This window comes from Escherichia sp. MOD1-EC6021 (genome assembly GCF_002965245.1).
In the GTDB taxonomy this organism is placed as follows: Bacteria; Pseudomonadota; Gammaproteobacteria; order Enterobacterales; family Enterobacteriaceae; genus Escherichia; species Escherichia coli_F.
In genome coordinates, this window is sequence record NZ_PTRU01000009.1 from 110181 (window position 1) to 122229 (window position 12049).

General features: G+C 52.5%; 12 protein-coding genes. 2 read left to right on the forward strand and 10 right to left on the reverse strand.

Going from position 1 to position 12049, the window contains the following annotated elements:
• The 4 genes from gntK to BEB54_RS12655 all read right to left on the reverse strand — a co-directional run bounded on the left by gntK (window position 1) and on the right by BEB54_RS12655 (window position 3743).
• Window positions 1-528: a gluconokinase gene (gntK, locus tag BEB54_RS12640; RefSeq protein ID WP_000108321.1), complete on the reverse strand. Its 528-nt coding sequence runs from the start codon at window positions 526-528 to the stop codon at window positions 1-3.
• 139 nt (window positions 529-667) lie between these two features.
• Window positions 668-1663 (reverse strand): gluconate operon transcriptional repressor GntR, encoded by a 996-nt coding sequence (gene gntR / locus BEB54_RS12645; protein WP_000730252.1) that lies wholly within the window; start codon window positions 1661-1663, stop codon window positions 668-670.
• 223 nt (window positions 1664-1886) lie between these two features.
• The gene (yhhW, locus tag BEB54_RS12650) at window positions 1887-2582 is read right to left on the reverse strand and encodes a quercetin 2,3-dioxygenase (RefSeq protein ID WP_105277441.1); all 696 of its coding nucleotides are present in this window, start codon (window positions 2580-2582) and stop codon (window positions 1887-1889) included.
• 123 nt (window positions 2583-2705) lie between these two features.
• Complete coding sequence (locus BEB54_RS12655) at window positions 2706-3743, reverse strand: oxidoreductase (RefSeq protein ID WP_105277440.1); 1038 nt, start codon at window positions 3741-3743, stop codon at window positions 2706-2708.
• Between the two features lie 334 nt (window positions 3744-4077).
• Here BEB54_RS12655 and yhhY point away from each other — a divergent pair, with 334 nt between their 5' ends.
• Entirely contained in the window at window positions 4078-4566 is a 489-nt protein-coding gene (gene yhhY, locus BEB54_RS12665; RefSeq protein ID WP_105277439.1) for an N-acetyltransferase, read from the forward strand.
• A 49-nt stretch (window positions 4567-4615) separates the two neighbouring features.
• Here yhhY and ggt read toward each other — a convergent pair whose 3' ends face one another.
• Window positions 4616-6361: a gamma-glutamyltransferase gene (ggt, locus tag BEB54_RS12670; RefSeq protein ID WP_000595123.1), complete on the reverse strand. Its 1746-nt coding sequence runs from the start codon at window positions 6359-6361 to the stop codon at window positions 4616-4618.
• A 119-nt stretch (window positions 6362-6480) separates the two neighbouring features.
• Here ggt and BEB54_RS12675 point away from each other — a divergent pair, with 119 nt between their 5' ends.
• Window positions 6481-6921 (forward strand): DUF2756 family protein, encoded by a 441-nt coding sequence (locus BEB54_RS12675; RefSeq protein WP_000826138.1) that lies wholly within the window; start codon window positions 6481-6483, stop codon window positions 6919-6921.
• Here BEB54_RS12675 and ugpQ read toward each other — a convergent pair.
• From ugpQ to ugpB, 5 genes are all read right to left on the reverse strand, one after another.
• Entirely contained in the window at window positions 6908-7651 is a 744-nt protein-coding gene (ugpQ, locus tag BEB54_RS12680) for a glycerophosphodiester phosphodiesterase (RefSeq protein WP_105277438.1), read from the reverse strand. The genes BEB54_RS12675 and ugpQ overlap by 14 nt on opposite strands.
• Entirely contained in the window at window positions 7648-8718 is a 1071-nt protein-coding gene (gene ugpC, locus BEB54_RS12685; RefSeq protein ID WP_000907803.1) for a sn-glycerol 3-phosphate ABC transporter ATP binding protein UgpC, read from the reverse strand. The genes ugpQ and ugpC overlap by 4 nt, the downstream gene beginning before the upstream one ends.
• A 1-nt stretch (window position 8719) precedes the next feature.
• On the reverse strand, window positions 8720-9565 hold the full coding sequence (ugpE, locus tag BEB54_RS12690) for a sn-glycerol-3-phosphate ABC transporter permease UgpE (protein ID WP_105277437.1): 846 nt from the start codon (window positions 9563-9565) through the stop codon (window positions 8720-8722).
• Window positions 9562-10449, reverse strand: a complete 888-nt coding sequence (gene ugpA, locus BEB54_RS12695) for a sn-glycerol-3-phosphate ABC transporter permease UgpA (RefSeq protein ID WP_000099289.1) — start codon at window positions 10447-10449, stop codon at window positions 9562-9564. Before ugpA ends, ugpE begins: the two co-directional genes overlap by 4 nt.
• Window positions 10450-10546: 97 nt before the next feature.
• Window positions 10547-11863 (reverse strand): sn-glycerol-3-phosphate ABC transporter substrate-binding protein UgpB, encoded by a 1317-nt coding sequence (ugpB, locus tag BEB54_RS12700; RefSeq protein ID WP_000803190.1) that lies wholly within the window; start codon window positions 11861-11863, stop codon window positions 10547-10549.
• Window positions 11864-12049: the final 186 nt, after the last annotated feature.

A 12049-nucleotide genomic window follows, 5' to 3' on the forward strand; every position in this document is an offset into this window, starting at 1 on the left:
TTATTTGCCTTTATTAATAACCTCAATGGTGCTTGCCACAACACCTTCCAGCGGTTGATCGATATCCACCACCAGTACATCGGTTTCGTCCGCACCCGGCTCCTGCAGCGTTTCAAACTGCGTCACCAGCATTTGGGTTTTAAAGAAATGGCCTTTGCGCGCTTTCAGACGGCTTTCAATTACATCAAAATCGCCTTTCAGGTAGATGAAAGAGAGATTCGGATTACCTTCACGCAGCAGGTCGCGATAGTGCTTTTTCAGTGCAGAACAGACGATCAGCGACACTTTATTGGTGCGCTGCATGGCAAACGCGGCGTCGTTAAGCGCCTGTAACCACGGTTTGCGATCGTCGTCATTCAGCGGTTCGCCAGACGCCATTTTTTCGATATTGCAGCGCGGATGGAGGAAATCGCCATCAAGAAACGCGGCATGAAGTTGATGCGCCACTTCACTGGCGACTGCAGATTTGCCGCTGCCCGATACGCCCATCAAGACGTAAATGTGGTGATCATGGTTAGTCGTGCTCAAAGTGGTGCCCCCACAATACAAGAATCAGAAAATGTTACGGGTAACTGTTATCGGTAACATTGTCCAGCCGGACAAAAACAGAAGCAATATCCATCCGTGCCTTAAGTGTATAAGTGTGAGCTACTTCAAATTTGTGAGCTTAAATAGATCCGCCCGGTGACAAGGTGAAACCTAAATCTAACATTTTCGGTGTCACAGATTCGCCACGAATACGCGCCAGCAGGCGCTCAGCGCCAATGCTGCCCATCCGCTCACGCGGCGTCAGCACGCTCGCCAGCCGTGGCTCCATCACCTGACCAATGTCATGACCGTGGAAACCGGCAATCGCCATATCGTCAGGAACTTTCAGCCCCAGACGCTGACATTCAAACGCCGCGCCGACCGCCAGGTCATCATTAGTACAAAATACGCCATCCAGCTGCGGATATTCCCGCCGCGCCTGGCGAATCAGTTCAATACCGGAAGAGTAAGAAGAAGATTGCTCGACCATCACGCTATACGGCACCAGGCCTGCATCCAGCATCGCCTGCTCATATCCCTTCTGTTTGATGATAGTACGTTCGTCGAGGCGTGCGCCGAGATAGGCAATGTGACGATGCCCGCGAGCAATAATGGCGGTGGTCATCTGGCGTGCCGCTTCAAAGTTATCAAAACCGACGGCGATATCGAGACACGGCGACTTACTGTCCATCAGCTCCACCACCGGAATACCCGCTACTTCAATCATCTTTAAGGTGCGGGGCGTGTGGGTACGTTCGGTGAGAATAAGTCCGTCGATATTCCAGGAAAGCATTGATTCGAGGCGTTCTTGCTCCATTTCCGGTTTATAACCGTAGTGCGCCAGCATCGTCTGATAACCGTGTGCGTCGGTGACGCTTTCGATACCGCGTAATACTTCAGCGAAAACCTGGTTGGTGAGTGAAGGTAACAGGACGCCAATCGCCCGGCTGGTGGCGTTAGAGAGGATATCGGGCGCGCGATTGGGAATATAACCCAGTTCATCAAGAGCGGCGGCAATCTTGCCACGTAGAGCGACGGAAACCTGCTCCGGGTTGCGTAAAAAACGGCTGACCGTCATTTTGGTCACGCCAACACGGTCAGCCACATCCTGAAGTACGGGTCTTTTCTTTTTCATCGTCCTGAAGGTACAAAAGAGATAGATTCTCTTAGTTTAACACGGACGCATCAGAACCTTCCCGGAGAAAACAGTGCTTGTTTACAATAATTAGATATACACTAAATCAATTGCATCGCATTGTGCTAAAGACGCGACGAAACCCCGGTCGCGTACATCAGCACGCGACCGGGGCGAGCGATGAAGCCCGCAAAAAGGCAGGCTTCAAAAATGCCGTTAAGTTTTAAACCGGCGGCAGATCGAACAGTAACACTTCGCTGTCGCTGTCAGCGTGGATGGAGATTGCCTGCTCATCCCAGATTGCCAGACCATCGCTGGTCGAGGCTTTCACGCCGTTAATGGTAACATTGCCTTTCACTACCTGAATCCAGACGCGGCGTTCAGCGGCAATCTGATGAATCGACTGCTCATCTTTTACCAGCGCCCAGCGGTACAGTTCCATATCCTGATACACTTTCAATGAACCATCACGCGCATCCGGCGAGAGCACCAGTTGTTTGCCCTGTACGGCATCAAAGCGACGCTGTTCATAACGCGGCGTAATACCGTTTTCTTCTGGCATGATCCAGATCTGATACAGGTGCAGACGCTCGGTGCTGCTTGGGTTGTACTCTGAGTGACGAATACCCGTACCCGCACTCATAATCTGGAACTCGCCCGCCGGAACCTGCTCTTTATTGCCCATGCTGTCCTGGTGCTCAACAGTACCTTCCAGCACGTAGGTCAAAATTTCCATATCTTTATGCGGGTGAGTGCCGAAGCCCTGCCCTGCTTCAATCACGTCGTCGTTAATCACGCGCAGCGCGGAGAAGCCCATAAAGTTCGGGTCGTAATAGTTGGCAAAAGAGAAAGTATGCCAGGAGTCCAGCCAGCCATGATTTGCATGACCACGTTCATTTGCTTTGCGTAAGTAGATCATTTGTATTCGCCCCCTGAATGATTTCGATGGGCTTAGTGTGGACCCGATCCGCCTGGGATGATAGAGGGTGAAAATTGACCCCTCTGTTCAAAAAAATTGAACTATTCGAGAGGTCCATCAAACTTACTTCGCAAGAGTCACTGTGGAGGGAGAGGCTTGCTCAAAACCGCGTTCAAGGATTTCCAGATTGGTAAGAACTTCAGATTCCTTGACGTAATTTGGTGCACCGTTGGTGATGGTTTGATACAACGCATCATAAACGCGCCCATAATCGCCCATCTCTGGCTTCATCTCTTCTCTGACCGTAACGCCCTCGTCATTGACATACTCCAGCACACCGACCGAATCATCCGCTGCGAATCCCGGCTCGCCCGGCATAATATTAGCCTTCAGGCTGGTTTCCTGCTGGTCGATACCGTATTTAATAAACGAACCTTTCTTCCCGTGAACGATAAATTTCGGATAATCGATTTTCACCAGATGGCTGGTTTTGACGATGGCTTTTAGATCGCCATAAAATAGCTGCGCTTCAAAGGTGTCGTCAGGATTGGCTTTATTACGCAGGCTGCGGATGTCATAAGCGACGTGATCCGGGCGACCGAACAGCGAGATAATCTGGTCCATCGTATGCACACCAAGGCCATAGAACGCGCCATCCTGCGGCAGCCCGGGTTTGGTTTCTGCCACCGGGCGGTAATAGTCAAAATGGCTTTCCATTTCAACAATCTCTCCCAGCTTGCCGCTTTCAATCGCTTTTTTCGCCGTCAGAAAACAGGAATCAAAGCGACGATTCTGATACGGCGTGACGGTCAGCCCTTTACTTTTCGCCAGCGCAAAAAGTTCTTTCGCCTGGGCAAGCGTCGGAGTGAACGGTTTTTCGACCAGCACATTTTTCCCAGCCTCCAGCGCGCGCTTCGCGTACTCGAAGTGGCTGTCCGCATGAGTGCAGACGACAATCAGCTTAACGTCGGGATCATTTAATACTTCGTCGAGATCGCTGGTGAAATGGATATGGGAATAGATGGGAGCCTGTTCTTCCGGCTTCGCATGGCGGCGAAAAATATGCGCGACATGCCAGCTATCCTTGCGATTAAGTACATACGGCAAATGGTAACGGGTCGTGCTTTTACCAAAGCCAATAAAGGCGCAGTTGATGACCATGATTTCGTCCTTTTTAAGGTGGTTATCTACCACCTTAGCGCAAAGCGGACGCGGTTCCTACAGGAGTGCGCATAACAAACACAAGCACTTCCCGTGGATAAATTGAGAACGAAAGGTCAAAAAAAAAGCCAGCACCCGGCTGGCTAAGTAATACTGGAAGCAATGTGAGCAATGTCGTGCTTTCAGGTTCTCCGCGAGGGTCTTCCTGATCGCGAGACAATAATAATCATTCTCATTCGCACTTGTCCAACACTTTTTGCAAAAAAATGCATTTGACTCGTATGTGAAAGTCAATGATGTTGAAAGGGACATTTACCCCAAAGAGGACAAAGGAATGAGTGAGATAGTAATACGCCACGCAGAAACACGGGATAACGAGGCCATCAGGCAAATTCACGCCCAGCCGGAGGTGTATTACAACACGCTACAACTACCTCATCCTTCGGAAGGCTGGTGGCCAGAAAGATTGAAAGATCGCCAGGGATTTAAACAACTGGTTGCCTGCATTGATAGTATCGTGGTGGGTCATCTTTTCGTGGAAGCTTATCAAGGCCCACGTCGCAGTCATGTTGCAACTTTTGGTATCTGTGTTGACTCCCGCTGGCACAACCGTGGCATCGCCAGCGCCCTGATCCGCGAATTGATTGAAATGTGCGACAACTGGTTACGGATAGATCGTATTGAGTTGACGGTGTTTGCGGATAACGCCCCAGCAATCGCAGTCTATAAAAAATTCGGATTTCTCATAGAAGGTACCGGCAAAAATTACGCTTTTCGTAATGGCGAATATGTCGATGCGTATTATATGGCGCGGGTGAAATAGAGAATTTGTAATCTAAAAGCCCTCACCTACCGGGAGAGGGCTTAAGATATTAATACCCGGCCGTTAAATCATCTACCGAACGTGGGTCGGAAGCGCCGTATAACTCACCGTCCGGCCCAACCATAATACTTTGCGTACTGCCCATCGCCTCTTTTAGCGCCACTTTCTGACCTTTTGCTTCCAGCAGCTTGAGCGTATCCGGGCTAAATCCTTTCTCGACACGCAGCTCGTCCGGCAACCACTGATGGTGGAAACGCGGCGCATTGGTCGCTTCGGCGACATTCATGCCATAATCGATGCTGTTCACCACCATTTGCAGCACAGTGGTGATAATCCGGCTACCGCCTGGGCTTCCGGTGACCAGCCAGGTTTTACCATCCTTGACCACAATGGTTGGTGACATCGACGACAGCGGGCGTTTATTCGGCCCGACGGCGTTGGCATCGCCGCCCACCAGCCCGTAAACGTTCGGTACGCCCGGTTTTGCGGAGAAATCATCCATCTGATTATTAAGCAGAATACCGCTCTCGCCCGCGACAATACCCGTACCGAAGGTGGTGTTCAGCGTATAGGTCACCGCCACCGCGTTACCGTCTTTATCCACTACAGAGTAATGGGTAGTTTGATTACTCTCATAAGGCGCAAGCTTGCCGGGGCGAATTTCGCTGGATGGCTTCGCTTTATTGATATCGATTTGATCGGCAATAGATTTGGCATAGGCTTTATTGGTCAGCGCCTGCCACGGTACTTTGACAAAATCCGGGTCGCCAAGATATTCCGAGCGATCGGCGTAGGCATGTTTCTCCGCTTCTGCCATGATTTGCATCGCGTCGGCGCTGCCAAAGCCGTATTTCTGCATATCGAAGTTTTCCAGAATATTGAGGATCTGTACGATATGGATCCCGCCGGAGGATGGCGGTGGCATGGAGTAAACCTGATACCCGCGATAATCGCCACTTATTGGTGTACGTTCGACCGCTTTATAGGCCGCTAAATCTTCTTTAGTGATCAAGCCACCGTTTTTCTGCATCTCCAGGGCGATCTGTTCCGCTATCGTGCCTTTGTAGAATTCATCCGGGCCGTTTTCGGCAATCATCTCCAGGCTCTTTGCCAGATTCGTCTGTACCAGCTTGTCGCCCTTTTTCAGCGGTTCGCCCTCTTTCCAGAAGATAGCTTTGCTGTTTTCGTGATTTGGTAGCACTTCACTGCCGTAGGTTTTGAGATCGTCTGCCAGCGCATCGTTAACGATAAAACCATCGCGTGCCAGTTTAAACGCAGGCTGCACAACTTTGTTCAGCGGCATGGTGCCGTATTTCTCCAGCGCCAACGAGAAGCCCGCTACCGTACCGGGTGTGCCAGAAGCAAGATGCGAAGTGAGAGATTTTTTGCTGTCCGGGTTGCCCTGATCATCAAGGAACATATCGCGGGTCGCTTTGGCGGGTGCCATTTCGCGGAAATCGATGGCGGTGGTATTGCCATCTTTAGTGCGGATCAGCATAAAACCGCCGCCGCCCAGATTCCCTGCCTGCGGATGCGTTACCGCCAGCGCGTAGCCCACTGCCACGGCAGCATCAACGGCATTCCCGCCCTGCTTAAGGATATCTACCCCCACCTGAGTGGCAGTGGCGTCCACAGATGCTACCATCCCCTGCTTCGCGCGTACCGGATGGAAGACATCCTCCTCCACGCCATACGAGACTGGCGGCGGCGCAGGTGGCGCGGCGACAGCACTAAAACAACTTCCTGTGAGCAGAGCAGCAATAGCCACCCGGCGTAAAAACGTCGGTTTTATCATCGTTATACTCCAGAGATTAAGGGGCAACCCCAGCTAAGCCTGGTATATAACTCTGAATTAATCCTGATGATTGCAGGAAAGGAGTAAACTTAAAGAATATCTTCAGAGGAGGATACGCGATGAAACGACTTCTGCTTTTGACGGCACTCCTGCCGTTTGTCGGCTTTGCACAGCCCATTAATACTCTGAATAACCCCAACCAACCGGGATATCAGATCCCCAGCCAGCAGCGAATGCAAACTCAAATGCAAACGCAGCAAATCCAGCAAAAAGGGATGCTGAATCAGCAACTGAAAACGCAAACGCAGTTGCAACAGCAGCATTTAGAAAATCAGCTTAATAGCAACTCGCAGCGGGTATTGCAGTCACAGCCGGGGGAGCTAAATCCCGCCCGGCAGCAAATGCTGCCCAACACCAACGGCGGGATGTTAAACAGCAACCGTAATCCGGATAGTTCGTTGAATCAGCAGCATATGTTGCCGGAGAGGAGAAACGGCGACATGCTGAATCAGCCCAGCACGCCGCAGCCTGATATTCCGTTGAAAACTATTGGGCCGTAAAGTTCGGGCCAATAACATCAATCGCATCGGTACAGATGCAATCCACGCCCCAGCGCAGCAACTCTGCCGCGCGCTGGGGTTTGTTGACGGTATAAACCAGAATCCGTAATCCAGCGTCTTTCAACTGCATCACTCGCGCTTTATCGAGCAACTTATGATTGAGATGAATAGAGACGCAGCCCAGCCGCGTGGTCAGTTCGCGCCAGTCGTCGCGCCACTCATCCAGCAACAAACCGCGCGGCAGTTCCGGTGCAGCCTGTTGCGCGGCTTCTAAAGCATCAATCTCAAACGATGACAGCAGCGGCGGCGTCATACCAGCCCACAGTTCGCTTGCCGCCAGCGATACCATTTTACCCGTTAATGGACCAGTGCCAGTGGTGGGTTTGATTTCAATATTTGCCATCATCCCATGTTCACGGCAGCGTTCCGCCACCTGCGAAAGCAACGGCAGCGGCTCACCTTTAAACGCTTTGCTGTACCAACTGCCCGCATCCACGCGCAGTAAATCCTGCCAGTTCAGTTCGCCCGCGACGCCCCAACCATTGCTGGTACGCTCAAGATTGTCGTCATGCAGCAGGAAGATCTCGCCATCTTTCGATAACTTCGCGTCAAATTCGATCATCTTATGACCGTATTTTGCCCCAACGTCGATTGCCGCCAGGGTGTTTTCCGGGGCCAGCTTACCGCCGCCACGGTGGGCGACAATGCGGGGATAAGGCCAGTTACTCATACTCGTTGTCCTGTTTCACCATCAAAAAGATGTAGCTGATTTTCCGGCAGATGCAGCCACAGCGTGCTGCCTGCCGTCGGGCGCTCCTGATGCGCCAGTCGCACCACCAGCTTCTGTTCGCCCCAGCGTCCGTGCGCCAGGTTATCTGCGCCGAGGATCTCCAGCGTGTCCATCACCAGCGGTATGCCGCCTTCTGCCTGCGAGCTTAACGCAATATGTTCCGGGCGAATGCCAAGAGTCATTTTACGCCCGGCATACTGACGGTAGCCACCGTTTAGCGGTAGCGCGATACCGCCATCCAGTTCGAAATGCGTGCCTTCGTTATTCACGCGGCCTGTCAGCAGGTTCATCGCCGGACTGCCGATAAAACTCGCCACAAACAGAGTGGCGGGCTTTTCGTAGACTTCAACTGGCGTGCCAATCTGTTCGGCAACGCCGCCGTTCATCACCATAACCCGCTGAGCGAGCGTCATCGCCTCAACCTGATCGTGAGTAACGTAGAGTGAAGTCGTTTTCAGGCGACGGTGCAGTTGTTGCAGCTCAAGGCGCATCTGCACGCGCAGCTTGGCATCGAGGTTAGAGAGCGGCTCATCAAACAGGAACACCGCCGGATCGCGCACAATCGCGCGGCCCATCGCTACACGCTGACGCTGACCGCCAGAAAGCTCACGCGGACGACGCTTGAGCAGGCCATCCAGCTCCAGAATACGCGCCGCTTCTTTAACACGTTCGGCAATTTGTTGCTTGCCCATGCCGCGAATTTTCAGCCCCCACGCCATGTTTTCTTCGACACTCATATGCGGATAAAGAGCGTAGTTCTGGAACACCATCGCAATCCCGCGATCTTTCGGCTCCATTTCGGTCACGCGTTGGTCGTTAATCCAGATATCGCCTTCGGTGACCCGCTCCAGCCCGGCAACCATGCGCAGCAGCGTGGATTTCCCGCAGCCAGACGGCCCGACCATCACTATAAATTCGCCATCCGCCACATCAAGGGTCAGCGGTTTAATGACCTGGGTTTTGCCATCCCAGCTTTTGGTTACTGCCTGTAATTTCAGTCCTGCCATCTTATTTCTCACTATCGACCAGGCCACGCACGAAGGCACGCTGCATCACTAAAACAATCACTACTGGTGGGATCAGGGTTAACAACATCGCCGCCATCACCGAGTTCCATTCCGTTGTGCCTTCGCCTGTGGCGATCATCCCTTTAATCCCTGCCACGGTGGTGCCGAGATCAACATCGGTAATAATCAACAACGGCCACAAATACTGGTTCCAGCCGTAAATAAAGGTGATCACAAACAGCGCCGCCAGATTAGTTTTGGACAGCGGAAAAACGATGTCGCAAAAGAAACGCATTGGCGACGCGCCGTCGATCCGCGCGGCTTCCACCAGTTCATCCGGTAGGGTCATAAAGAACTGGCGAAACAGAAACGTGGCGGTCGCCGAGGCCATCAGCGGCAGCGTTAAACCTGCGTAGCTGTCGAACATGTTCAGGTTGGCGATGACTTCTACCGTCGGGAAGATACGCACTTCAACCGGCAGCATCAGGGTGATAAAAATCATCCAGAAGAAGAGGTTACGCAGCGGAAAACGAAACCAGACAATGGCAAAGGCCGAGAGCATCGAGACGGTAATTTTGCCGAGCGTAATGCTGAACGCCATCACAAAGCTGTTAAGCAACATCCGCCAGAACGGCGCGCTATTCGTGCCTACCCCGTTCACCCAGATGTTGTGGATGTTTTCCAGCAGATGCGTGCCGGGGATGAGCGTCATCGGCGCGGCGTAGACGGCTTGTTTATCCAGCGTCGCCGCGACAAACGCCACGTACAGCGGGAAGAGGATCACCGCGATCCCGAGGATCAGCATGGTATGGCTGAATATTGTCAGCCACGTACGGTTCTCAATCATTGGTAACGCACCTTGCTTTCAACATAGCGGAACTGCACCACCGTCAGCACGATGACGAGGAACATCAACACCACCGACTGCGCGGCAGACGAAGCCAGATCCAGCCCGGTAAAGCCTTCGCGGTAGATCTTATAAATCAGCGTCGTGGTGGCCTGTACTGGTCCGCCGGACGTGGCGGCGTCGATCACCGGGAAGGTATCGAAGAAGGCGTACACCAGGTTCACCACCAGCAGGAAGAAACTCACCGGCGCAATCAGCGGCAGCGCAATCTTAAAGAAGCGGCGAATCGGGCCTGCACCGTCGATGGCTGCGGCTTCAATCAACGAACGGGGAATGGATTGCAGCGCGGCATAGAAGAACAGAAAGTTGTAGCTGATTTGCTTCCATACTGAGGCAAACACCACCAGGAACATTGCCTGACCGCTGTTTTGCGCATGGTTCCAGTCATAGCCGAACTCAGCGAGAAAATGAGTGATCAGCCCGCGACCAGGGTTAAACAGGAAGATCCACAATACGGCGGCAACGGCGGGAGCCACGGCATACGGCAGCAGCATTAAGGTTTGATAGAAACGGCTGCCGCGCACGATGTACTCCACCAGCGCCGCGAAGAACAGCGACACCAGCAAACCGCTGACGGTGACAAAGGTGCTGAATTTTATCGTCGTCCAGAAGGAGTCGAGATAGTAGCTGTCATGAAACAGCGTGACGAAGTTATCCAGGCCGACAAACTGGCTGGAAAAGCCAAATGGATCGACGCTTTGTAGCGAGTACCACAACGCTTCGCCCGCAGGCCAGATAAAAAAGATAACGGTGATGATAAGCTGCGGCGCGACCAGCAAATAAGGCAGCCAGCGCGAGCGGAACACCGGACGGGATGATGACATTACAGTTAATTCCTGAACTGTGCCGGATGCGCTTCGCTTATCCGGCCTACACGCGATGCCAGGTCAGATAAGCGAAACGCATCCGACATTTCACTGATTAAGACTTCGTAGATTTCTCAAAGCGGCGCAGTAACTGGTTCCCACGCTCAACAGCGGTATCCAGCGCCTGCTGTGGCGTCTTCTTACCAGTCCACACGCTTTCCAGCTCTTCATCCACAATCACGCGGATCTGCGGCATATTGCCCAGACGCAGCCCTTTGGTGAACGGCAACGGCGGCTTGTTCAGCATCTGACGCGTCGCAGTATCCGCCCCTGGGTTTTTCTCATAAAAGCCCTGCTCACGGGTCAGGTCATACGCCGCTTTGGTAATTGGCAGATAACCGGTTTTCTGATGCCACTCGGCAGCGTTTTCTGGCTTCGCGAGGAAGTCGAGAAACTTCGCCACGCCGGTGTAAGTTTCTTTATCTTTGCCCTGCATCACCCACAGGCTGGCCCCGCCGATAATGGCGTTTTGTGGCGCATCTTTCGCATCGGCGTCGTACGGCATCATGCCTACGCCGTAGTTGAATTTGGCGTACTCGCGAATGTTGGCAAGAGAACCCGAAGAGGCGGTCGTCATCGCGCAATCACCGTTATAGAACTTCTCGGTGGATTCATCCTTACGCCCGACGTAACTGAAATCGCCCTTCTTGTTCATCTCTTCGAGCATGGCGATGTGTTTCACCTGCTCCGGCTTGTTGAACTCAAGCACCGCGTCCGTGCCGTCAAAGCCGTTGTTTTTGCTGGCAAACGGCAGACCGTTCCAGGCGCTAAAGTTTTCCAGTTGGATCCAGCCCTGCCAGCCGCTGGCGTAGCCGCACTTCATACCGGAGGCTTTCAGTTTCGCGGCATAGTCTGCCAGATCCTGCCAGGTTTTCGGCGGCTGTTCCGGGTCTAATCCCGCTTTCTTGAAGGCGTCTTTGTTGTAATAGAGAACGGGAGTCGAGCTGTTGAACGGCTGGGAGAGTAAGTGGCCGGTTTTGCTGTCGGAGTAGTAGCCTGAAACCGTCGGCACAAACTGCGACTCATCGAATTGAATCCCCGCCTCTTTAAACACGTCATATACCGGTTTAATGGCTTTCGACGCCATCATGGTGGCGGTGCCAACTTCATAAACCTGCAAAATAGCCGGCGCGTTGCCGGTACGAAATGCGGCAATCCCCGCACTTAAATTCTGTTCGTAGTTGCCTTTATAGGTCGGTACAATTTTGTAATCCGGGTTTTCGGCGTTAAAACGTTGAGCCAGAGAATCCACCTCTTTACCCAGTTCCCCTTCCATAGAATGCCAGAACGGAATGGTCGTCACTGCCTGTGCATTCCCCATTAACGCCAGTCCGAGCGCCAGTGCTGAAGCTGTATAATGTAACGGTTTCATCGTTTATCTCTCTTGTTGTACCGAATGCGCGAATTCACGCGTTTTATGCTCGCGGGGTAACATGACATGCTCGAATTACAGAAAAATAACTTTTTTGTTACATTTTTAAGATAGTAAGGTGTCAGAAAGATGACAAGGCAGTGACGGCGTGGGTGAGGGAAATTGGGAGATGGGGCACGGATATCC